Raw genomic sequence first — 21,163 nt, forward strand, 5'->3', positions numbered from 1 at the left:
GACGTGGCCCTTTAACTCAGTGCCAGGTACAACATTGAACTACGATTTTGTTGACGGTGCAACAAAAGTGCCGGCCGACACATCGGATGGCAGTTCGTGAGGGAGAGACAGGCAGATGGAAGAGACGACTCCCGTCAGCAGCATGATCAGGCAGAACGGTCCGATCAAGATCGCGGCTTGGCGCCTGATGATGGAGAAGTATCAGGATTTCATGACGCGGTTCGAACACGAGTTCCGGACCCGCCATGGGCTCAGCGCCAACGAATTCGATGTGCTCATCAATGCGTCGACCTCGGCGCAGGTCAGGCAGCGCGACCTGTTGCGCAGTCTGGTGATCAGCCGCAGTGCGCTCAGCCGTCTGCTCGGCAAACTCGAGGGGCGCGGGCTCGTGACCCAGGAGCCCGACCCGGAGGACCACCGCGGGGTGCTCGTCGCCCTCACCGAGGAGGGGCAGAAGCTCTGCGCCGAGGCAGCCGAGACGAACGGTGAGATCATCCTCTCCGCATTCTCCGGCCTCACGGACGCCGAGGCCGATGAGATCTTCGAGCTCGTGTCCAAGATCTGCCCGGTGGGGTAGCTGAGTCATAAACTGCGAGCCCCTTTCTTATGAGAAACGTGTCTAACTCATAAAGCTCAGCCAGCGGTCATGGGGCCTGCCGCCACCCCTCCCCGCGCGCCGCAAAGGCGGTTACGATGAGGCCATGAGCAACGTTGAGACCCGTCCCGAACAGGTCGTCTGCAAGGCCGGGGGACTGCCCGGGCCAGCTTGTGACCAGCAGGGACGTTCCCCCGTCGAGATCATCACCTCCCGCGACGTGCCGTTGGGCGGGCCCCGCGCTATGACCGTGCGGCGGACCCTGCCGCAGCGCCAGCGTTCCCTCATCGGACCGTGGTGCTTCGTCGATCACTACGGCCCGGCGGACGTCTCCGTCACCGGCGGAATGGACGTCGCACCTCACCCGCACACGGGTCTGCAGACCGTGAGTTGGCTGTTCGAAGGCGCCATCCAGCACATCGACTCCGGCGGAAACGCGGGCCTCGTCCTGCCCGGCGAAGTCAACCTCATGACCGCAGGCGCCGGCATCTGCCATTCCGAAGTCTCGACCGACGACACGACGACCCTGCACGGCGTCCAACTGTGGCTGGCTCTGCCCGATGCCACCCGACACCAGCCTGAACGTGAATTCGAGCATTTCGAACCCGAGCCGGTGTCGCTAGACGGCGGGGAGATGCTCGTCTTCCTCGGCCGCCTCGGCGAAGGCTCCTCACCGGTGCACACGCACACCCCGCTGGTCGGCGTCGAGATCCGCCTCGATCCGGGCGCAACCATCGACCTGCCCGTCGATCCGCGGTTCGAGCACGGCCTCCTCGTCGATTCCGGTGATATTGCGCTGGAGAACGTCGATCTGCCGGTCGCGGCGATCGGCTATACGGGCATCGGCGTCGAGGAGCTGCGCATCGCCAATCGCAGCGACGAACCCGGCCGGCTCATCCTCATCGGCGGTGAACCGTTCACCGAAGAGATCGTCATGTGGTGGAATTTCCTCGGCCGCACCCACGAGGAGATCGCCCGGTACCGCGAGGAATGGCAGGCCGAAGGCGATCGCTTCGGCTCCGTCGAGGGATACGTCGGCAAGGGCGGGCCCGGTCAGAACGCCGATGGGATGGGCAGGCTCCCCGCGCCGAGGATGCCCGACGTGACGATCAAAGCGCGGAGGAATCCGCCCCCGCAGGTCCAGGGCGGACCCGCGGAATAAGTTCGCGCCGATTTCTGTCCTAGTCAGCGGCGACAGAATTCGCCGCGTCAGTCAGTCGGCACAGAAGAACCCGAGACCCAGCCGCCACAGCAGAAGGAGCGTCAACCATGTCGAAGACATTCGAAGACAAGACCGGGGCCGAGGTCACGGTCTCGTTGAACGAGTCAACACAGGCCTATGAGATCACCGTGGCCGACGGGACCGTCGCCGGGAGCGCGTTCTTCCTGCCCGGACCCGACGCGGAGACCGAGCGCATCTTCTATCACACGGTCGTCGACGAGCAGTTCGGCGGCCGCGGGCTGTCGAAGATCCTCGTCGCCGAGGCGCTCGACGACTCCCGTGAGCGCGGAGTGACCGTCGTGCCCGTCTGCCCGCTCTTCGTCAAGAAGCTGCAGGAGACCGGCGACGACTACGCGGCACAGGGCGGCAGGTTCCGCAATGCGACGGGCGCCGACATCGACATCGTCAAGCGACAGGCGTGAGCGAGGGTATGAGCAACGCAAGTCGACCATTCATCGACAAGATCCACCCCGAGAACTACAAGGCACTGGCCCAGGCGGCCGCGAGTGCCCGGAAGGCGTCGCGCGAAGCGGGGCTCGACGATGCGCTCATCGAGCTCGTCAATACGCGGGTCTCTCAGATCAACGGCTGTCGCACATGCCTGAGCATCCATGCCCCGGCGGCCAGGAAAGCCGGCGTCTCGCAGCTCAAGCTCGATGTTCTGCCGAGCTGGCATGAGGCCGAGATCTTCACCGATCAGGAGTTCGCGGCACTGACCCTGGCAGAGTCCCTGACCGTGTTGGACAAGTCGGAGGATCGGGACGCGATCGCCGCCGAGGTGGCGCAATTCCTGACGACCGAACAGATCTCCGCGATCGAATGGTCAACGATCCTCATCAACGCGTTCAACCGCATCTCGATCGCCAGCGACCACCCGGTGTTCGGAGCCAAGCAGGACTGAGTCCTCGCGGCCTTCGGAGCGAAGCGAGGTTGACTCCTCGCGGTCGCATCGGACAGCGCCGTGCCGCCTCGGCGATGTCAGTTGATGATCTCTTTGCTGTCATCCTCACGGATGGCGTCGAGGCGCTCGCGCCACATCTGCAGGTCCTGCTCGCTCAGTCGTTTCCAGTCAGTGACCTCGCGGACGATGCGCAGGGGTTCGGTGCTGCGAAAGGAACGGGTGGGGTTGCCGGGGAACTTCTTGTCCGTGACGTTCGGGTCATCGACGAAGTCGCCGAGGGGTTCGACCTCGTAGACGTGCGGCTGTCCGCCGTTGAGGGCGGCCACCTCGGCGGCCAATCCTGCACCGTCGGGCAGGGCCGTGAAGTAGATGTGATTCATCGTCACTTCGGGTCGGTAGTTCGAAGCGAAGCCTGCGGTCAGCAGGTTTCCCGGTGCGAGTTCGGCACGGGTGCCGTGGAAGAAGGGTCCCTCATCGAGTGCGTCAGCCATGGCGTCGAATATACGCTCGAAGACTGCGAATCGGCCTCGGATTCGGCGACTAGAATGGGCCTTGAGCGGATGATGCGGAGCGCTGAGGCGTGGATCGAAGCAGGGTCGCTTCCCGGGTGGTGAGACTTTCGTCCCGGAATGTGACGACCTCGGCCATACTCTCCTGAACGAACGATGCCCGTGCGAACGATTCCGGCGGCGTCGACGAACCCACGTGAAGGAGCCCACCCCGCCAATGTCCGCCGAAACGACATCGCAGACGAAGAACGCCGCCTCGGCGCCGACATCATGGGCTGGACGCCTCCGCCTCATCGGTCCAGGAATCGTGTTGGCCCTGGCCAGCGTCGGAGCTTCGGACATGATCACGACGATGAACTCCGGCGCCGAATACGGTTTGGCGCTCATCTGGGTGTTCACGGTCGGCATCATTCTCAAGTTCGTCCTCTCCGAGGCGGTATCGCGGCTGCAGATGAGCGGCGACCGGTCCCTGATCTCCCATCTCACTCGATTCGGCGGGCGGACGTTCCCGATCCTCTTCCTCATCGCGGAGCTGCTCGTCGGGCTGTTCTTCGGAGCCGGAGTCGTCGCGGTGACGACGACGATTCTGCAGGCGATCTTCCCTGTTCTGCCGTTCTGGCCGACCGCGGTCGTCGTGCTCCTTTCGGCCGCGGTGCTTGTCGGCATCGGCCGGTACGGGATCGTCGAAAAGGCCATGATGGGCTTCGGAATCATCATGTTCTTCGGCATCCTGGCCCTGGCGATCTCAGTGTTCCAAGGCCAGGACGCTCAAGCGGTGGCCGCAGAGACGATCGTGCCGACGTTCCCCAACACTTCGATCATCACGGTGATGTCGCTCATCGGCGGGGTCGGTGGAGCGACCGGCATCCTCGCCTACTCGTTCTGGATCCGCGAGAAGGCGTGGCGGACCCCTGACTGGAAGCCGGTCGTCCGCCTCGACCTGTTCATCAGCTATGGACTCGTCTTCGTCTTTGCCGTGGCGATGAGCGCTGTGGGAGCCTTCATCCTCTACGGGCAGGGCTTCACGATTTCGGACAATGATGCGCTGTTCGCGATCGCCGATGATCTGGTTGGGCGGATCGGTGAGACGGGGCGGTTAGTGTTCCTCATCAGCTTCCTCGCAGTGGTGTATACGAGCGTGCTCGGCGGGTTCTCCGGGATCGCCTACGTCACCGCCGACTGCCTGCGCGTACTGCGCCGCTACCCGCATCAGGACGAGCCGGCCAATGAGATGTCGGCGAAGTCGATCGAGTTCCGCGGAGTCCTCGTCTACCTTTCGATCGCGACGTTGGTCATCATGAGCCTCGGCAAACCCGTCACCCTCGTGCTCGTTTACGCAGCAATCAGCGCGTTCATCCTGCCGGTGCTTGCTCTGGCGCTGCTCGTCATCCTCAACCGCTCAACTGTGCCGGTGCAGTTGCGCAATACGAAGTGGTCGAACGTGCTGCTGGGCATCTGTCTGGCCCTGTTCGGGTTCCTCGCTGCCTTGCAGGTGCGGGAGTCGGTGATGGGGTTGGTGGGGTAGAGCTTCTTAGGGGCCGAGCAATGCCAGCGGCACGACGGCGATTCCATCGTTGCGCCGGTAAGCCGTCGTGCCAGTGGTGACAACAACCAGGTCGGTGACGCGATCAGGAACTTGCTCTCGGAGCCAACGTAGGTGCTTCACATCTGAATCCGAGACATCGGCAGCGAGCTTGACCTCGATACCGACGATTGCGCCGTCGACGCCTTCAACAACGAGGTCGACTTCTCGCTCACCTCCATGTAAGCGGAGGTGGCTGACCGAGGCCTCGGCCGCTTGGGCCATTACCCGGACCCCCAATGTCACAAGTGACTCGAACAGAGGTCCCGCAAGATGGGCTCCTCGGGGAGACAAGAGTGATTCTACGGTCTGGTTGAGAAGGCTGGCAGCGAGAGCGGGATCGGCTAAATGGTGTTTTGGAGCCTGCTGCAAGCGTCGGTTCGGGCTGTTGGTCGGTACCCAGCCGGGGACTGGGTCGAGAAGCCACAGTTGGCTGAGGTGGTCTCTATAAGCAATTGTCGTAGTCTTCGCTGGTTGCGTTCCATCACCGGCTGTAGTCGTGTCGAGTAGACGTGAATATGCCGTTGTCGTTGACGAGGCAGCGGCATAAGCGGCGAGCCACCGCCGGAGCGTTTCTGGACGTCGGACAGTGAACCCCAGCTCAGGCAGATCGCTGTCGACGATCCTCTGAAGGTAGGCATCAATCATGCGGCGCCGGATTCGCAGCGGGCTATTCAGGATGCCGGGGAAGCCGCTGGAAACAATGGCTTCCGCGTAGTCGGTCAGTTGCAACGTTGTTGTTCCGTTGACTGACGTGGCCTGCCCTGACAATAGCTGAGCCAATGAAACAGTCGGCGTGGTGAGTCCGCGCTCGTGCACGCCCATTGGACGCATGCGAAGGGACAGGATGCGTCCGGCACCGCTGTGTGTCCCAGCAGTGTTGACCGGTGATGCAGAGCCGGTGAGAAGAAATCGTCCATTCGGTGCACCCGCATCCACCAATCGCCGAACTGAGTCCCAAATCTGTGGCAGTTGTTGCCATTCGTCGAGAAGTACGGTGCCCTTTGGGATTGACTTCAGGGAGAAGTCAGAGCGAAGGATGTCGCGTTGAGCGGGGTCGTCCAAGTACCAGGCAATGTCCGATCGGCGCGATGCTGTATCGGTTTTACCCACGCCTTTGGGGCCGTCAACTGCTATGGCTGGGGTTTCATTAAGCAGTTCGTCGAGCTCGAGATCAATGGTTCGGGAAAGGTAATCCACGTAGCCTGCCCTTGGTCGGTTACCTGCGATTCTGCCAGTGATCCGCGTGGTTCTGATTTACGACGCTACCATTTCGCAGGCTCATACACTACTATTTCGCAGGTTCATACACTACCGTTTGCGGAAGACTTACGCTACCTTTTCGCGATCAGTTCACTCTCGGCGACACAAGAGTGGGACAGACTCCTTCTCGGAGAACTGTCCCACCCGAAGTGACCGCGGAGCGTCAGCCTATGCCAGACATCACCCCACGAACGCCGTGGCGAAGAACGGCACGAACGTTACGAGCACGAGTGCTCCAAGCAGCACGAGCGCACTCGGGATCGCGGCCTTCGCCACTCCCATTACGCTCATCCCGGACATGCCCGAGGCGACGAACAGGTTGAGGCCGAGCGGCGGTGTGATCATGCCGATCTCGAGGTTCATCACCACGATGATGCCGAAGTGGATCGGGTCGATGCCCAGCTCCATCGCGATCGGCAGCAGGATCGGGGCGAGGATGAGGATCGCCGAGGATGTCTCCATCACACAGCCGACGAACAGCAGCAGGATGTTGACGAGGATGAGGAACTGCCACGGCTGCAGGTCCCATTCGGTGATCGTCGTCGAGATCTGACCCGGGATCCGCTCACTGGCGAGCACGAAGGTGAAGAGAATGCCGTTGGCGATGATGAACATGACCATCGCCGAGGTCTTCACCGACGCAAGCGTGACCTCCCACAGTTGCGAGATCTTGATTTCGCGGTAGATGAGCAGCGACACGACCAGCGAGTAGGCGACGGCCACGGCGGCCGCCTCGGTGGGGGTGAACCATCCGGAGTAGATTCCGCCGAGGACGAGGAACGGCAGCGCAAGGGCGAGAATCGCATCCCGGAACGCCTTCAACTTGTCCTTGTTCGACATCCGGAAGCCGACCCCGGCGTGACCGTAGCCCTTCTTCCAGGCGACGAAGACTGCCATGCCCAGCAGCATCACGCCGGCGAGGATGCCCGGCAGGACGCCCGCGAGGAACAGGTCGCCGATGTTCTGCTCGGTGGCGATGCCGAAGACGATGAGCGGAATCGAGGGTGGGATGAGGATGCCCAGCGATCCCGAGGTGGCGACGAGTCCCGTGGAGAATTCCTTCGGGTACCCGTTCTTCACCATGGCCGGAATCATCAGCGCACCGACCGCGACGACCGTGGCCGGTGAGGACCCGGAGACCGCTGCGAAGAACATGCACGCGAGCACCGTGGTGATCGCCATGCCGCCGCGCAGGTGTCCGACCATGGCCGCGCCGAAGTCGGTCAGCCGCCGGGAGATCCCGCCGCGGGACATGATGTTCGCCGCGAGGATGAAGAACGGGATCGCCATGAGCGGGAACGAGTTGAGCGCATTGAACAGCCGTTCCGAGACCTGGGTCATCGGAATGAGCGTGAAGTAGTAGAAGTAGACGATGCTGGTCAGGCCCAAGGCGACCGCAATGGGCGCCGAGGTGACGAGCAGTGCGATGAGGACGACGATGAGGACGATGGTGGCTTCGAACATCAGCGATCGCCTCCCTTCTCGTCGGTCTCACCATCGCCGAGGCGGTCGCCCCCGTGGTCCCCGTCCGCGCGGTTCGCGCGCTCGCTTCCGTCTTCGACGATCTCGAGGTCTTCGACGTCGATGCCGACGGCGGCGGCCTCCTCGGCGAGGACATCCTTGTCGAGTTCCGTCGCAGGAGTGCGCAGGGCACGGATGGTCATCTCGACGGCGCGGATGAAGAACAGAGTCATGCCCACGGCCAGCGAGAGTTCGACGACCCATAGCGGCAGCTTGAGCGCCGGGGTGATCGTCGTCCGCGAGAATGGTTCGGTGATGAGCGCCCACGACAGGTAGGCGATGAAGCCCGCGTAGACCAGAGTGGCGAGTCCGCCGAGGACGACGAAGAACTTCTTCGCCTTGCCCTTGAGCAGAGCCGGCATGATGTCGACGGCGACGTGCTCGTTGTGGCGCAGGGTGACCACCGCGCCGAAGAACGTCGAGAAGATGATCAGATAGATGACCGCCTCTTCGGACCAGAAGAGGACGTCACCGGTGATATTGCGCAGAAGCACGGCGAAGACCGCCAAGGCGGTGGCCGCGATGAGGCAGCCGCCGGCGAGGACGTTCTCGAGCCGACTGAGGTACTTGTCGATGGTCTTCATCATCAGCCCCTCTTCTCGTTGCGTTCGAGGAGCTCGTCGACGACCTCGGGACCGATGACGTCGCGGTACTTCTCGTATTCGGACGGCACGACCATGTCCTTGAAGGCTTGGCGCTCGTCCTTGCTCGGGATGACGATCTCCGTGCCGCCTGATTCCTCGATGGTCTTCTTCGACTCTTCGTTGACCTTCTGAGCTTCCTTGCGGTTGAATTCGCTGGCCTCTTCGGCGGCCTCGTCGACTGCGGTCTGCAGGTCGTCCGGCAGCTCGTCGTACCAGCGCTTGTTCACCGTGAGGATGTAGCCGATGTAGCCGTGATCGAGTTCGGTCATGTACTTCTGGACGGTGTGCATGTTCTGCGACTGGATGTTCGAGTAGGTGTTCTCGCCTCCGTCGATGAGTCCCTGCTGCAGTCCGCTGTAGACCTCGGCGAACGCGAGCGGAGTCGGAATCCCACCCCAGGTCTCGAACTGGGTGCGCAGCACGTCCGAGGGCTGGATGCGGTACTTCTTGCCCTTCATATCCGCAGGTTTGAGCGTCTTGTTGTTCGAGTGGATCTGCTTCATGCCCGAGTCCCACAGACCGAGGACTTTGAGCCCGTTCTCTTCGAGATCGGGGTTCGCGTAGATGGCCTTGCCGATCTCGGTATCGGGACTGGCGACCTCGGGGATCTCGTCGGGGTCGTCGAAGATGAACGGCAGATCGAGCACCTGCAGGCTCGGTGCGATCGTCGTGAACTTCGCGCTCGCCGGGGCCAAGACCTGGACGGCATTGGACTGGATGGCCTGCATCTCGTCCTTGTCGCCGTAGAGCTCCGAGTTCGGGAACACCTCGACCTCGATCCGGCCGCCGGACTTCTCTTCGACCTGTTCGGCGAAGAAGTCTGCGGCAAGTCCCTTCGGTGTGCCCACCGAGGTGACATGGGCGAAGCGCAATTCGAATTTCTGTTGGTCTCCGCTGCGTGCGGGATTGCATCCGCTCAGCAGCAGGAGGCTTATCGAGAGGCCCGCGATGAGCGGCTTCCACCTCGGTCGTCTCATTGACGTCATCGTCAGCTCCAGTCTGGTTGGCCAGGGGCGATGCCGACCGGGAGCCTGTGTGGGGACGAACCCGCCGTTGACGACGGCCGGTCATTGCCGTGCGGAGAGTTCGTGCGAAGTCAGGTTCTCGATCGACCGTTCACGAGCCTAGAGGACTTTTCGCTGATTTCCAATATGATCGGCAAAAGAATGCATTATTTGTTGAACTGAGAGTTCGCGGCCTGCCTCGAGGGCGTCAGTCCGTGTCGAAGTCGAAGGGGTCGGACACTGCCTGACCGGTCGTCGACTCGGCCAAGCGGAGGAAGCCGTTCGTGATGTGATCGCCGAGGTGGCGCGCCGCCGCGTCCGGATCGACGTCGCGGACAGCGTCGACGATCGACTGATGTTCGGCGTGCACCTGGTCGAGTCTCTCGGGGCTGTCGAGGGTGAGGTCCCACGGGAACGCTCGCCAGCGTGCAGCGATGTCGTCGCGCAGCGCGGGCATTCCGCAGCGGTCGTAGAAGAAGAAGTGGAACTCCTCGTTGCGGGTGTTGCGTCCCAGCGAATCACCGTCGGCGCTGGCCTCGTCAAGCGCCTCGAGCAGGCGCTCGGCCTGGCGCAGCTCGTGCCTGGAGATCCGTGTGGTCGCACGAGCGATGGCGAAGGTCTCGGTGAGCTTTCGGGTGACGAACAGGGACTTGAGACGGTCGACGTCGACGCCGGCAACGCGGACGCCGCGGTGAGCTTCGGAGGTGACGAGACCCTCGGCTTCGAGGATCCGCAGGGCCTCGCGGACAGGGGTGATGGAGGCATTGAACCAGTCGGCGACCTGATCCTGCCGCAGTCGTTCGCCGCGATCGAGCTCGCGAGAGAGGATCTTTCGGCGCAGGCCGAGGACGATGACGTCCCGCTTCGTCGATGCCGACTCCTGATCCACCCGATGCCTTTCGTTCATGCGTCACCCGCTGTTGGGGCGTCAGTTTCATGTCTCGGTGGTCCCAGTCTACAGGCTGAGGCATCAACTGAGACCAAAGAATGCATTATCTGTGAAGATATGTATGATGTGGATGTCAACGTTTCATACCTCGTCGTGGAGGGCCGATGGCCACTGCTGCACCGACGTCCGTACCGAGCCCCGCGGGCCAGGACGACGCGACCGCCTCGAACCTGCCGCTGTCCGGCATTACTGTCATCAGCTGCGAGCAGGCAGTCGCCGCCCCGTTCGCCTCACGCCAGCTGGCGGACCTCGGAGCCCGGGTCATCAAGATCGAACGCCCAGGCGTCGGCGACTTCGCCCGAGGATACGACACGACGGTCAATGGACTCTCGAGCCACTTCGTGTGGATCAACCGGAACAAGGAGAGCCTGGCGCTCGATCTCAAGAGCTCCGACGGACTTAAGATCCTCCACGATCTCATCGCCTCGGCGGATGTCTTCATCCAGAACTTCGCTCCTGGCGCGGCAGAGAGACTCGGCCTCGGTGCCGACGAGCTCCGTTCGGTCAACCCTCGGCTGATCCATGCGTCGATCTCCGGATACGGAACGGACGGGCCGTACAAAGAAGCCAAGGCATACGATGCACTTGTGCAGGCCGAGGCAGGACTGGTCTCCGTGACCGGAACAGAGGAGTTCCCTGCGAAGACGGGAATCTCGACGGCAGACATCGCCGCGGGAATGTACACGTACTCAGGCATCCTCACCGCGCTGTACAACCGCGAGCGCACGGGTGAAGGCGCCACCCTGTCGACGAGCCTCTTCGACTCCCTCGTCGAATGGATGGGCTACCCCCTCTACTTCACCCGCTACGGCGGCACCCGTCCCACCCGAGCCGGCACCTCCCACGCCGCCATCGCCCCCTACGGCGCGTTCACCTGCGGCGATGGCACTCAAATCATGCTCGCGATCCAGAACGAACGCGAATGGGAACGCTTCGCCACTCAGGTTCTCGACCGTCCTGATATGGTCACCGACGAACGCTTCGACCGTGCCGCTCACCGCTACGCCCACCGACACGAACTCCAAGAGATCATCGAGCGAGCCTTCTCCGCGCTCACCGGTGAGGCCTGCGACGCTCGGCTCGAACAGGCAGCAGTCGCCCACTCGAGGCAGCGCGATATGAGCGAGATCGCCGACCACCCGCAGCTGACCGAACGCCACCGCTGGCGCGAGGTCGAGACTCCCGCCGGTCCGATCTCCATGCTCGCACCACCGGTCGAGATGTCCGGGGTGGGCCTTCGCATGGACCCGATCCCGGCGGTGGGACAGAACTCGGAGTCCATCCTCGGCGAGCTGGGAATGGATGCCGAGGCGATCGGCGAACTGCGCCACAACGGGGTGATCTGACGACGATGAATGACGAACCCGCACAACCGACCGACGGCGGGGCCGCCTCGGCGAGGGCCGCCGATTTCGCCTACTCGCCTCTGCTGCCCACCGAGGGCGAGGGCCCGCGGATGCGCGGGCTCGACATCGGGGGAGTGGAGACGACCACCGTCGAGGTGGGCGGGACGTCGCGCTCGTTCCTTACGGTGGCGCCGGAGACCCTGTCCGACCTCGCCGAGGTCGCCTTCAAGGAGATCTCGCACTACCTGCGCACAGATCATCTGGCCAGCCTGCGCGCGATCATCGACGATCCGGAGGCCAGTGACAACGACGTCTTCGTCGCCCTCGACCTGCTGCAGAACGCCGCGGTCTCGGCCGGGGAGATCCTGCCGATGTGTCAGGACACGGGCACGGCGATCGTCTCGGCCAAGCGCGGACCGAACGTGCTCACCGACGGCGATGATGCGCGGCATCTGTCGCGCGGAATCTGCCGCGCCTACGAGGAGCTCAACCTTCGCTACTCGCAGTTGGCGCCGACGAGCCTGTTCGAGGAATCGAACACCGGCACCAACCTGCCCGCCCAGATCGAGGTGGCGCTGAGCCCCGCCGATGATTATGAGCTGCTGTTCATGGCCAAGGGCGGAGGCAGTGCGAACAAGTCCTTCCTCTATCAGGAGACGAAGGCCGTGCTCAACGAGTTGGCGATGCTCGAATTCCTCGCCGAGAAGATCTCCACCCTCGGCACCGCAGCCTGCCCTCCTTATCATCTGGCCGTCGTCATCGGCGGGCCGTCGGCCGAATTCACGCTCAAGACCGCGAAACTCGCCAGTGCCCACTACCTCGACGACCTGCCGGAAAGCGGAGACGCCGAATTGGGGCACGGATTCAGGGACCGGGAATTCGAGCAGACCGTCTTCGAACTCACCCAGAACCTCGGCTTCGGTGCCCAGTTCGGCGGCAAGTACTTCTGCCACGACGTCCGCGTCGTCCGGCTGCCCCGGCACAACGGATCCCTGCCGATCGCGATCGCCGTGAGCTGTTCGGCCGACCGGCAGATCATCGCCCGCATCAACGCAGACGGCGTGTTCATCGAAGAACTCGAACACGATCCGGCGAGGTTTCTGCCGGCGATGGGCCGCGTCGAGGAGATCGAATCCGGCAATGTCACCGCCATCGACCTCGACCGACCGATGCCGAGTCTGCAGGAGCAGCTGTCCGAACTGTCCGTCGGGGACCGTGTGTCGCTGACGGGAACGGTCGTCGTCGCCCGCGACATCGTCCACGCGGAGCTGCGCGACCGCCTCGATGCCGGTGGGGAGCTTCCCGAGTATTTCAAAGACCATCCGATCTACTATGCGGGGCCGGCGAAGACACCCGAGGGAATGCCTTCGGGGTCGTTCGGTCCGACCACCTCATCGCGGATGGACACCTATGTGCGGCAGTTCCAGGAGGCCGGCGGATCGATGATCATGCTCGGCAAAGGCAACCGGTCCGCGCAGGTGAAGAGCTCCTGCGCTGAATTCGGCGGCTTCTACCTCGGATCGATCGGCGGCCCTGCCGCCCGGCTGGCTCAGGACTGCATCACCTCGGTCGAGGTCCTCGATATGGAGGAGCTCGGGATGGAGGCGGTGTGGAAGATCCACGTCGAAGACTTCCCGGCGTTCATCATCACCGACGACAAGGGCAATGACTTCTTCGACAGCACCGGTCCGCCGACGCTCGGCCTCGGCCGGACCCGCACGGTGCGCGACGGCACCCGACTGGACTGAACTTTCCAAATGACGAACGAACAGAGGATTTCACCATGGCAGTGAGCAATGAAGAGCAGATGATGATCGACCTGGTCGCCGAGTTCATCGACGAACAGGTCAAACCCAGCGTCAACCAGGTTGAGCACGCGAACGAATACCCTGAAGCGTGGATCCAGACGATGAAGGACATGGGCATCTACGGGCTCGCCATCGACGAACCGTGGGGGATGGGCAAGGTCTCGACCGAGGCCTATGCGCTCATCACTCAGGAGCTGGCTCGCGGGTGGATGTCCCTGGCCGGTGCCATGGGCGGGCACACCGTCGTCGCGAAGCTCCTCCAGGAATACGGCACCCAGGAGCAGAAGGATAAGTACCTGCCTCGGATGGCCACCGGTGAGCTGCGAGCGACGATGGCGCTGACCGAACCCGGCGGCGGCTCCGACCTTCAGGCCATGCGCACCACAGCAGCGAAGGACGGTGACGATTACGTCATCAACGGGTCGAAGACGTGGATCACGAACGCCCGAAAATCCGACCTCATCGCACTGCTGTGCAAGACCGACCCCGAGGCGGAACCCCGCCATAAGGGCATCTCGATCATCCTCGTGGAGAAGGGGGAGGGCTTCACGGTTTCCCAGGATCTGTCGAAGCTCGGGTACAAGGGCGTCGAGACCTGCGAGCTGTCGTTCGATGGGCTGCGGCAGCCGCAGTCGCAGCTGCTGGGTGAGGCCGAGGGCGTCGGGTTCAAACAGATGATGAAGGGCCTCGAGATCGGCCGCATCCAGGTCGCCTCCCGGTCGCTCGGCGTCGCGCAGGCCGCGCTCGATGATGCTGTGAAGTACTCGCAGGAGCGCGAGTCGATGGGCAAGCCGATCTGGAAGCACCAGTCGGTGGGCAACAAGCTCGCCACGATGGCGACGAAGCTCGAGGCTGCCCGGCAGCTCGTCCTCCACGCCGCTCGCACCTATGATTCGGGGGCGCGTGTGGACATGGAGGCCGGAATGGCGAAGCTCTATGCCTCGGAGATGGCCGCCGAGGTGGCCCTTGATGCCATCCGCGTCCATGGCGGTTACGGATATTCCACCGAGTACGATGTCGAGCGCTACTACCGCGATGCTCCGCTGATGATCGTCGGCGAAGGCACGAACGAGATCCAGATGAACGTCATCGCCAAGCAGCTCATCGGTCGGAATAAGGCCTGAGGGTCATCGGCCTATTTGGTCACGGCGTGGAAGGTGTCAGCTCGATGAGGAATCCGGATCTCCCCTCCTGCGCCTTCTCGCCGTGCTGATTGAACAGAGTGAATCGCCGGTCGACGAAGCCCTTGTCGCCCGCGGAGACCTTACGGCAGGACAGGATCTCCATCTCGAGGGTCACCGTGTCTCCGATGCGCAGCGGTGTGAGGAACTTCCAGTCGTCGAGGCTGGTCATGGCGATCGCCGATTGCGCGAACCAGCCGGCTCGGTCCATCAGTCCGGTGAGGACGGCGATTCCCAAGGCGCCGTGCAGCAGTCGTCCGCCTCGGTCCTCCATGTATTCGGCATCGGCATGGACTTGGTTCCAGTCGCCCGAGAGCATCGAGAACATTGTGAGGTCGGCTTCCGTCAGCGTCCGCGCGGGGGACCGATAGACCTGGCCGACCTCGAGGTCCTCGAAGTAGAGGCTGTTGTCGGTGGTGCGCTTCTCGAGCATGGATTCCTCCTGGGTCAGGGGCCGAAATCGGGCGCCTGTTGCCTGGGTGGAGCGCCTCTGTCATACTCAGGATACAAGAACGAACGTTCTTCCCTGCTCAATGAGGAGTGAAAATGCAATCAGCACCCAACTCACCCACCGGCCCTGACGCGACCACGTCCGGCATGACCACGACCGAACTCGACACACCCGACGAAGGCAAGATGACCCGCCTCGCTGCCGCATCTGTCATCGCCACAGCGCTCGAGTGGTTCGACTTCCTCATCTATTCGACCGCATCGGCGCTCGTCTTCGGCCATGTCTTCTTCCCCTCGCTCGAAGGTGCCCTGGGAACCATCGCCTCGTTCGGCACCCTCGCGGTGGGCTTCATCGCCCGTCCCGTCGGCGGCATCATCGCCGGTGCTCTCGGCGACAAGTTCGGCCGCAAGGGACCGCTCGTCGCCTCGATGATCGTCATGGGGCTCGCGACAACGTCGATCGGACTGCTGCCCAGCCACGAGACCATCGGAATCTGGGCGCCGATCCTCCTGGTGACCGCACGCTTGGTCCAAGGACTCGGCGTCGGCGCACAATGGGGCGGCGCCACTCTGCTGCTGACCGAGCATTCACCGCTGAAGCGTCGCGGATTCTACGGATCCCTCGTCCAGCTGGGCACCGTCGCCGGCATCATCATCGGCAATGCCTTCTTCCTCTGCATCCTGCTCTTCGTCGATGAAGGCGCCTTCATCGAGTGGGGTTGGCGCGTGCCGTTCCTATCGGGCATCCTCCTCGTCGCCGTCGGAATCTTCGTGCAGATGAAGATCGAAGAGACCCCCGTCTTCAAGTCGATGCAGGCCAAGGCGGAGGCCGCAACCGCCGGTACGAAGATGCCTCGCGTCTCCTTCCTGCGCGCCCTGCGGCTGTACTGGAAGCAGATTCTGCAGGCTGCCGGCGCATTCTTCGTCGTCAACGGCACCTTCTACATCATGATCTCCGGAATGCTGTCCTACGGCACCGCGAATGTCGGGCTCTCTCAGACGACGATGATCATGATCGTCTGCCTCGCCGTCGCCACTCAAATCTTCACGATCCCCTACTTCGGGGCCTGGTCCGACCGACACGGCCGCCGCAAGATCTTCCTGCTCGGCACCGTGCTCATGGCCGTGTGGGCCTTCCCGTTCTTCTGGCTCGTCGACACCGGCAATCCGTTCCTCGTCGCGGCAGCCATCATCGTCGGTCTCACCCTGCACGCTATGATGTTCGGGCCCCAGGCAGCTCTGTTCGCCGAGATGTTCCCCGCCGACGTCCGGTACTTCGGAGCCTCCCTCGGATTCCAGCTGGCGAGCGTCTTCGCCGGTGGCCTCGCACCGATGATCATGGTCTCGCTCATCGAAGCGACCGGCACCTCGGCGAGCGTCTCCCTCTACATCATCGCGATGGCCGTCATCACATTCGTCGCCGTGTACTCCATCAGGGAACGCTTCCAGGCGAACCTGCATGAGACGGCCGCAGACATCGAAGAACGCGAACTTCGGGAAGCAGGCAAGCTCGATGTGGCTGCGAAACCGACAACTGCGGAGGAAGCCGAACATGCCTGAGACGACACTGACCCTCGAAGAGAGGATCACCCGCCTCGAAGACATCCACGAGATTGGGCAGCTCCGCGCCCGGTACTGTCAGGCACTCGATGACGGTCGCTGGGAAGACCTCGCCGACACGTTCACCGAGGACGGCGCGTTCGTCGGTCTGTCCACTGCACGCGGCCGTGCGGAAATGCTCGAGTTCTTCCCACAGCTCAACTCCTCGACCGTGACATCGTGGTGGCACTTCAGCTCCAACGAAACCGTGGAGCTCGACGGAGACACTGCGACCGGAACGACCTGGCTGCTCCAGCCCTGCGTTGTCGACGGCGAATCCCAGATCGCGGCCGGTCGGTACGAAGACACGATGGTCAGGACGGCACACGGGTGGCGATTCCAGGAGCGTCGAGTCTCGTTCTTCTTCTGGTCGTCGCTCGAATCCGGATGGGACGCGGCGCGATTCTCGTTCCCGCCCGCCGTCGACGCGGCCGATGCCCGAACGGTCGAACGGCTCGGATGATGTCAGTCGGAAGAGGCAGGCCGCTTGGCGGCACGGACCAGACCGAAGACGAGGTCGACCTGCAGATCGGCGAGTTCGGCGGGCGAGAGTTCACCGTCGGGCCGGTACCACGTCGACATCGAGTTGCAGAGGGTGACGACGCCGCGCACCGCCGAGCCGAGATTGCGCACCTCGCACTCTCCGGCGGCAGCAGCGTCACCGATCGCAGCCCGGAACACCGCTTCCGTCCTGTCTCTTTCGGTGACCACCTCGGCGCGGTTCTCCCCCTCGAGGTAGCGGAATTCGGTGATGCCCACCACCGAGGCGCGGGGCTGGGCCACGATGAAATCGACGTAGGCACGCACCGCGGCCTCGAGCCTCGACAACGGGTCCGTTCCCGCTGCGCCGACCGCTTCCTCGAGCGAATCGGCCAGGGTTCGCGCCGTCTCTTCGAGCACGAACTCGAGGATCTCACTCTTCGACCCGAAGTAGTTGTACAGATTCGACAAGGAAGTGCCCGCCGCCTTCGCGATCTGCCGCGTCGACGCACCGTGGAAACCCTGGGCGGAGAACACCTCGAGAGCAGCGTGGACAACCGTGTCACGGTCGATGAATCTCGGCGCTGCTCGCCGCCGGTTCGCATTGGCTGGGGTGTCCTCCATGGGCACCAATCTACTCATAAGTTCACCTGCACTCATAAGCACACCCGGAAGGAACTGTCATGACCACCCCGCTCAAACCCGGCCGAAGACTGCTCGCCGATGCTGACGCACTGGCTGCGTCAAGTCCGCTGTCGCTGGCCGACTCCGTTGCCGAGGCGATCGGTCAGGAGCTGGGGCAGTCGGTCCGACTGGTCTCGGCTGAGCTGGAGACGAACGGCGAGGCCCAGACCGACGACGGCGAACTCGTCTCCCCGTCTGCGGTGGTGACGGCCGTCCTGCCTCAAAAGGGACAGGAGCTGCGGACCGAGGTGACAGCTCATCTCGAAGGGGACGCCGCCTATTCCGCCTCGGTGCGTTTCGCCTTCGCCGAAGCCATCGACAACAGCGACGACGTGTCCGATCTGCTCTGCCCAGGCAGTGCTGGTTGGAACAGCGCATTGCGCGATCGCCTGCGTGAGGACTCCGAGTTCTCCACACTCATCGAGGCCTACGACGGAACGATCGGCATCGCCATCGGCGGTCGCCCAGTGCACTTTCGCTGCTACCGCGGTCACGTGCTCGAGGTCGTCGCCCGCTCCATCCTCGGCGCTGACTTCGTGCTCTCCATCCCCGGCGACGTCTTCGTTGATCTCGTGACCGCCGAGCGCAACCGCTTCATGGAGACCGCGATGAGCGGGAGGATGCGCTCCTCCGGATCCGGGTACGAGTACCTGCGCATGACCAGCGCACTGATCCGCATCATCGACCACGCTCGAGCCATGGCCGTCACAGCCGGCTATGTCGGATCCGAACGCGTCCTCGACACGAATCTGCAGGTGGCTTGAGATGACGACACTGAACCACACGAACGCTCCGGCAGCGACGACCCTCCGCGCTCACCAGCTGATCATCGACGACCGCATCGCCTTCGTCGAGGACTGGGGCGACATCGACGCGACGCCGCTGCTCGCTGTTCACACCGCAGGACAGTCCGGAGTCCAGTACCGTCATGTGGCGGCGGACCTCGCTGCCGTCGGCTACCGGGTCATCGTTCCCGACCTGCCCGGGCACGGCCGCACGGAGCCGGCGAAGAACGGCCCGGTGACCGACCTCGGCGAATACGCACGATTCGGTCTTGACGTGCTCGACCAGCTCGGGATCGATCGGTTCGTCGCCGTCGGCTGCTCGATCGGCGGCAAGATCACGATCGACCTTGCCGTCCGTGCCGGCGACCGCATCATCGCAGCCATCGCCATGGCCGCCGGATCCCGTCCCGGCCATGTCTCGCTGCGCGGGCTGACACGTGAACTTGTCGACATCTCGACGCCCTCCCGCAGCGATCGCACCTATTGGGGAACCCGGGCCGTCGTCGGTTCGGCGATCGACGACGACAAGCGCGAGCTCATCGCCCGCATGCACTGCCGCGAGGATCCGATCGTGTCGAACTCCGATCTCATCGGATGGGGGAGCCACGACGTCAGCGAGGGCCTGCCCGGAGTCACCTGCCCGACGGTCCTCGTCGCCGGTGAGGACGACCTGTGGATCGACAGCGCAGCCATCCGCCGTGACGCAGAGTCCATCCCGCGAGGCTCATTCGTCCTCCTCCCCGGAATCGGGCACTATCCGATGGAGGAGATGTCGGACTTCGCCGAGGCGGTCGACTCCTGGGTGCGCAGTGCTGATACCAGCGGCACCGGAACTGGCAACGCCGGCGCCGGCAGTGCCGATCGAACGAATGACGAACTGGAGGCTGTCCACTCATGACGTCGCCCGCCACTCTCTACGGTCACCTGAAATCCTGGGCCGAGACCGACCCGCAGCGGACGGCCCTCATCGATCCGGTGCCAGCCGGTGCCGTGCGTGAGGACACCGAGGCCGGGCACGTGCGCATCAGCGTCTCGGATCTGCTGGCCCGTGCCGACCAGTTCGCCGGCCTGCTCGCCGAGCACGGAGTCGGTCCCGACGACTGCGTCGCGGTCTGGCTGCCCAGCTGGTCCGATACCTATGCGTGGCAGTTCGCGGCTTCCGCGCTCGGCGCTCACGTGATCGGCGTGAACACACGCTACAACGTCGCCGAGGTGGGACATGTCCTGACCAAGGCACGCCCACGGGTGCTCGTCATGGCGCACGGATTCCGCAACCTCGATTTCCTCGCTACCGCGCGGAAAGCCATCGCCGAGGTGGAGCAGGAGAGTTCCGCACAGCAGGACCGTTCCCCTGGGCTGCCGTTCACCCCGCCGAAGGCATTCGTCTGGGCGGTGCCGGGCGCCACGAGCGAACCCGCCATCGCGGACTTTGACCTCGGTACCGGGGCGGTGCTTGTGCCAGCCGAGTCCGCAGCCGCGGATCGCTCAACCGCGGACCAGGCAGAGGCGTCATTCGCCGAGGCCGTGCCCGAAGAAGCACGACTGTCGGTGGCCTTCACGACCTCGGGCTCCACCGGGATGCCGAAGCTCGCGGCTCACCGCGAGTCCGCAGTAATCACTCATTCCCAGCAGGTCGCCGCTCGGATCGGGTTCACCACCGGCGATGTCCTCGTCGAACCCCTCCCGTACTCGGGCGTCTTCGGATACTCGGCCGGAATGGGAGCGCTCTTCGGCGGAGCGGCCGTCCTCCTCCACCCGGTCTTCGACGAACAGGAACTCGTCCAGGCCTGGAGCACCTTCTCCGGCTCACACTTCGTCGGAGCCGACGATATGCTCTCCCGCGTGCGCACGGTCTGCGACGACACTGGGACGAAACTCGACTCGTGGCGGTGGGCAGGAGTGGCCGACTTCCAAGGCATGTCCGCCGACATCGCCGAATGGGCGGCCGAACAGTTCGGCACCCGCACCGTCGGCGTCTACGGATCCTCCGAAGTCTTCGCACTCACCTCCTTTTGGCCGAACGACACCCCGGAAGAGCTGCGGTACTCGGGAGGCGGCCGCCTCGTCGATCCTCGCTACGAATACCGCATCGCCGATCCGGTCACGGATCAACCCGTGGCCGAAGGTTCGGAAGGTGAAGTCCAACTCCGCGGTCCCAACGTCGTCGACCGCTACCTCGGTGATCGGGGAGAAGGAAAGAAGAACTTCACCGCCGACGGGTGGTTCCAGACAGGGGACCTCGGGCGCGCGCAGGGGCCCGACGCTTTCGAATACGTCTGCCGTATGGGGGACGTCATCCGACTCCGCGGGTTCCTCGTCGATCCGGCGGAGATCGAGCTGCACCTCATCACTCATCCGGAGATCGATTTGGTCAAGGTCGTCGGGCGCAGCAGCGACGTCGGCGAGCCCGAAGTCGTCGCTTTCGTCCAGCCAGTGCCCGGAACTACTCCCGAACCTGAGGACATCCGGCAGTACTGCCGACAGAAGCTCGCCAGCTTCAAGGTCCCGACCGAGGTCCGCCTGGTCGAAACCATGCCCGTGACCGCGGGAACGAACGGCTCGAAGATCAAAACCGCCGTCCTCCGAGAATGGGCGGCTCAGCCGGCGGTGGTCGGACAGTGATACGAATCGAAGAAGACA

At 63.7% G+C, this 21,163-nt stretch carries 21 protein-coding genes; 13 read left to right on the forward strand and 8 right to left on the reverse strand.

Features of this window, described 5'->3' with window-relative positions:
• The first annotated feature begins 115 nt into the window (after positions 1-115).
• The 4 genes from AC3CD9_RS17500 (at position 116) to AC3CD9_RS17515 (ending at position 2,718) form a co-directional block, all read left to right on the forward strand.
• Positions 116-577 carry a MarR family winged helix-turn-helix transcriptional regulator gene (locus AC3CD9_RS17500; protein WP_488365262.1) on the forward strand — a complete coding sequence of 154 codons (462 nt, stop codon included), beginning with the start codon at positions 116-118 and terminating at the stop codon, positions 575-577.
• A 124-nt stretch (positions 578-701) separates the two neighbouring features.
• Positions 702-1,757, forward strand: coding sequence for a pirin family protein (locus AC3CD9_RS17505; RefSeq protein WP_488365263.1), 1,056 nt, complete (start codon positions 702-704; stop codon positions 1,755-1,757).
• 107 nt (positions 1,758-1,864) lie between these two features.
• Positions 1,865-2,239: a GNAT family N-acetyltransferase gene (locus AC3CD9_RS17510; RefSeq protein ID WP_488365264.1), complete on the forward strand. Its 375-nt coding sequence runs from the start codon at positions 1,865-1,867 to the stop codon at positions 2,237-2,239.
• 8 nt (positions 2,240-2,247) lie between these two features.
• Positions 2,248-2,718, forward strand: coding sequence for a carboxymuconolactone decarboxylase family protein (locus AC3CD9_RS17515; protein ID WP_488365265.1), 471 nt, complete (start codon positions 2,248-2,250; stop codon positions 2,716-2,718).
• Positions 2,719-2,795: 77 nt separating this feature from the next.
• On the opposite strand, the gene arr is transcribed toward AC3CD9_RS17515, so the two are convergent.
• Positions 2,796-3,209, reverse strand: coding sequence for an NAD(+)--rifampin ADP-ribosyltransferase (gene arr, locus AC3CD9_RS17520; protein WP_488365266.1), 414 nt, complete (start codon positions 3,207-3,209; stop codon positions 2,796-2,798).
• A 235-nt stretch (positions 3,210-3,444) separates the two neighbouring features.
• Here arr and AC3CD9_RS17525 point away from each other — a divergent pair, with 235 nt between their 5' ends.
• On the forward strand, positions 3,445-4,752 hold the full coding sequence (locus AC3CD9_RS17525; RefSeq protein ID WP_488365267.1) for an Nramp family divalent metal transporter: 1,308 nt from the start codon (positions 3,445-3,447) through the stop codon (positions 4,750-4,752).
• A gap of 6 nt (positions 4,753-4,758) precedes the next feature.
• Here the strand turns inward: AC3CD9_RS17525 and AC3CD9_RS17530 are convergent, their stop codons facing one another.
• From AC3CD9_RS17530 to AC3CD9_RS17550, 5 genes are all read right to left on the reverse strand, one after another.
• The gene (locus tag AC3CD9_RS17530; protein ID WP_488365268.1) at positions 4,759-6,009 is read right to left on the reverse strand and encodes an ATP-binding protein; all 1,251 of its coding nucleotides are present in this window, start codon (positions 6,007-6,009) and stop codon (positions 4,759-4,761) included.
• A gap of 243 nt (positions 6,010-6,252) precedes the next feature.
• Positions 6,253-7,536, reverse strand: coding sequence for a TRAP transporter large permease (locus AC3CD9_RS17535; protein WP_488365269.1), 1,284 nt, complete (start codon positions 7,534-7,536; stop codon positions 6,253-6,255).
• Positions 7,536-8,180, reverse strand: coding sequence for a TRAP transporter small permease (locus AC3CD9_RS17540; RefSeq protein WP_488365270.1), 645 nt, complete (start codon positions 8,178-8,180; stop codon positions 7,536-7,538). The genes AC3CD9_RS17535 and AC3CD9_RS17540 overlap by 1 nt, the downstream gene beginning before the upstream one ends.
• Entirely contained in the window at positions 8,180-9,214 is a 1,035-nt protein-coding gene (locus tag AC3CD9_RS17545; protein ID WP_488365271.1) for a DctP family TRAP transporter solute-binding subunit, read from the reverse strand. Before AC3CD9_RS17545 ends, AC3CD9_RS17540 begins: the two co-directional genes overlap by 1 nt.
• A 235-nt stretch (positions 9,215-9,449) precedes the next feature.
• Entirely contained in the window at positions 9,450-10,148 is a 699-nt protein-coding gene (locus AC3CD9_RS17550) for a GntR family transcriptional regulator (RefSeq protein ID WP_139469509.1), read from the reverse strand.
• Between the two features lie 146 nt (positions 10,149-10,294).
• On the opposite strand from AC3CD9_RS17550, the gene AC3CD9_RS17555 reads away from it, so the two are divergent.
• The 3 genes from AC3CD9_RS17555 to AC3CD9_RS17565 are packed head-to-tail and all read left to right on the forward strand — an operon-like array spanning position 10,295 to position 14,468.
• A complete protein-coding gene (locus AC3CD9_RS17555; protein ID WP_488365272.1) occupies positions 10,295-11,536 on the forward strand; it encodes a CaiB/BaiF CoA transferase family protein in 1,242 nt (413 codons plus the stop codon).
• A gap of 5 nt (positions 11,537-11,541) precedes the next feature.
• Positions 11,542-13,284: a FumA C-terminus/TtdB family hydratase beta subunit gene (locus AC3CD9_RS17560; protein ID WP_488365273.1), complete on the forward strand. Its 1,743-nt coding sequence runs from the start codon at positions 11,542-11,544 to the stop codon at positions 13,282-13,284.
• Positions 13,285-13,319: 35 nt separating this feature from the next.
• Positions 13,320-14,468, forward strand: a complete 1,149-nt coding sequence (locus AC3CD9_RS17565) for an acyl-CoA dehydrogenase family protein (protein WP_488365274.1) — start codon at positions 13,320-13,322, stop codon at positions 14,466-14,468.
• Positions 14,469-14,487: 19 nt separating this feature from the next.
• On the opposite strand, the gene AC3CD9_RS17570 is transcribed toward AC3CD9_RS17565, so the two are convergent.
• On the reverse strand, positions 14,488-14,958 hold the full coding sequence (locus AC3CD9_RS17570; protein WP_172172677.1) for a MaoC/PaaZ C-terminal domain-containing protein: 471 nt from the start codon (positions 14,956-14,958) through the stop codon (positions 14,488-14,490).
• Between the two features lie 113 nt (positions 14,959-15,071).
• Here AC3CD9_RS17570 and AC3CD9_RS17575 point away from each other — a divergent pair, with 113 nt between their 5' ends.
• The gene (locus tag AC3CD9_RS17575; RefSeq protein ID WP_488365275.1) at positions 15,072-16,535 is read left to right on the forward strand and encodes an MFS transporter; all 1,464 of its coding nucleotides are present in this window, start codon (positions 15,072-15,074) and stop codon (positions 16,533-16,535) included.
• A complete protein-coding gene (locus AC3CD9_RS17580; protein ID WP_172172675.1) occupies positions 16,528-17,037 on the forward strand; it encodes a nuclear transport factor 2 family protein in 510 nt (169 codons plus the stop codon). The genes AC3CD9_RS17575 and AC3CD9_RS17580 overlap by 8 nt, the downstream gene beginning before the upstream one ends.
• Before the next feature lie 2 nt (positions 17,038-17,039).
• On the opposite strand, the gene AC3CD9_RS17585 is transcribed toward AC3CD9_RS17580, so the two are convergent.
• On the reverse strand, positions 17,040-17,678 hold the full coding sequence (locus tag AC3CD9_RS17585) for a TetR/AcrR family transcriptional regulator (RefSeq protein WP_376905000.1): 639 nt from the start codon (positions 17,676-17,678) through the stop codon (positions 17,040-17,042).
• A gap of 59 nt (positions 17,679-17,737) precedes the next feature.
• On the opposite strand from AC3CD9_RS17585, the gene AC3CD9_RS17590 reads away from it, so the two are divergent.
• The 3 genes from AC3CD9_RS17590 to AC3CD9_RS17600 are packed head-to-tail and all read left to right on the forward strand — an operon-like array spanning position 17,738 to position 21,145.
• Positions 17,738-18,502, forward strand: coding sequence for a hypothetical protein (locus AC3CD9_RS17590; protein ID WP_488365278.1), 765 nt, complete (start codon positions 17,738-17,740; stop codon positions 18,500-18,502).
• A 1-nt stretch (position 18,503) separates the two neighbouring features.
• The gene (locus AC3CD9_RS17595) at positions 18,504-19,421 is read left to right on the forward strand and encodes an alpha/beta fold hydrolase (protein WP_488365280.1); all 918 of its coding nucleotides are present in this window, start codon (positions 18,504-18,506) and stop codon (positions 19,419-19,421) included.
• Positions 19,418-21,145, forward strand: coding sequence for an AMP-binding protein (locus tag AC3CD9_RS17600; protein WP_488365281.1), 1,728 nt, complete (start codon positions 19,418-19,420; stop codon positions 21,143-21,145). The genes AC3CD9_RS17595 and AC3CD9_RS17600 overlap by 4 nt, the downstream gene beginning before the upstream one ends.
• Positions 21,146-21,163: the final 18 nt, after the last annotated feature.

It is taken from the genome of Brevibacterium sp. MGP-B1, assembly GCF_057766545.1.

Bases quoted from the DNA above. Each gene is read 5' to 3' on its own strand.
- AC3CD9_RS17590 (WP_488365278.1), top strand. From the start codon at position 17,738: ATGACCACCCCGCTCAAACCCGGCCGAAGACTGCTCGCCGATGCTGAC.
- AC3CD9_RS17500 (WP_488365262.1), top strand. From the start codon at position 116: ATGGAAGAGACGACTCCCGTCAGCAGCATGATCAGGCAGAACGGTCCG.
- AC3CD9_RS17575 (WP_488365275.1), top strand. From the start codon at position 15,072: ATGCAATCAGCACCCAACTCACCCACCGGCCCTGACGCGACCACGTCC.
- AC3CD9_RS17595 (WP_488365280.1), top strand. From the start codon at position 18,504: ATGACGACACTGAACCACACGAACGCTCCGGCAGCGACGACCCTCCGC.
- arr (WP_488365266.1), bottom strand. From the start codon at position 3,209: ATGGCTGACGCACTCGATGAGGGACCCTTCTTCCACGGCACCCGTGCC.
- AC3CD9_RS17570 (WP_172172677.1), bottom strand. From the start codon at position 14,958: ATGCTCGAGAAGCGCACCACCGACAACAGCCTCTACTTCGAGGACCTC.
- AC3CD9_RS17600 (WP_488365281.1), top strand. From the start codon at position 19,418: ATGACGTCGCCCGCCACTCTCTACGGTCACCTGAAATCCTGGGCCGAG.
- AC3CD9_RS17565 (WP_488365274.1), top strand. From the start codon at position 13,320: ATGGCAGTGAGCAATGAAGAGCAGATGATGATCGACCTGGTCGCCGAG.
- AC3CD9_RS17550 (WP_139469509.1), bottom strand. From the start codon at position 10,148: ATGAACGAAAGGCATCGGGTGGATCAGGAGTCGGCATCGACGAAGCGG.
- AC3CD9_RS17535 (WP_488365269.1), bottom strand. From the start codon at position 7,536: ATGTTCGAAGCCACCATCGTCCTCATCGTCGTCCTCATCGCACTGCTC.
- AC3CD9_RS17545 (WP_488365271.1), bottom strand. From the start codon at position 9,214: ATGAGACGACCGAGGTGGAAGCCGCTCATCGCGGGCCTCTCGATAAGC.
- AC3CD9_RS17555 (WP_488365272.1), top strand. From the start codon at position 10,295: ATGGCCACTGCTGCACCGACGTCCGTACCGAGCCCCGCGGGCCAGGAC.
- AC3CD9_RS17515 (WP_488365265.1), top strand. From the start codon at position 2,248: ATGAGCAACGCAAGTCGACCATTCATCGACAAGATCCACCCCGAGAAC.
- AC3CD9_RS17510 (WP_488365264.1), top strand. From the start codon at position 1,865: ATGTCGAAGACATTCGAAGACAAGACCGGGGCCGAGGTCACGGTCTCG.
- AC3CD9_RS17560 (WP_488365273.1), top strand. From the start codon at position 11,542: ATGAATGACGAACCCGCACAACCGACCGACGGCGGGGCCGCCTCGGCG.
- AC3CD9_RS17505 (WP_488365263.1), top strand. From the start codon at position 702: ATGAGCAACGTTGAGACCCGTCCCGAACAGGTCGTCTGCAAGGCCGGG.
- AC3CD9_RS17525 (WP_488365267.1), top strand. From the start codon at position 3,445: ATGTCCGCCGAAACGACATCGCAGACGAAGAACGCCGCCTCGGCGCCG.
- AC3CD9_RS17585 (WP_376905000.1), bottom strand. From the start codon at position 17,678: ATGGAGGACACCCCAGCCAATGCGAACCGGCGGCGAGCAGCGCCGAGA.
- AC3CD9_RS17540 (WP_488365270.1), bottom strand. From the start codon at position 8,180: ATGATGAAGACCATCGACAAGTACCTCAGTCGGCTCGAGAACGTCCTC.
- AC3CD9_RS17580 (WP_172172675.1), top strand. From the start codon at position 16,528: ATGCCTGAGACGACACTGACCCTCGAAGAGAGGATCACCCGCCTCGAA.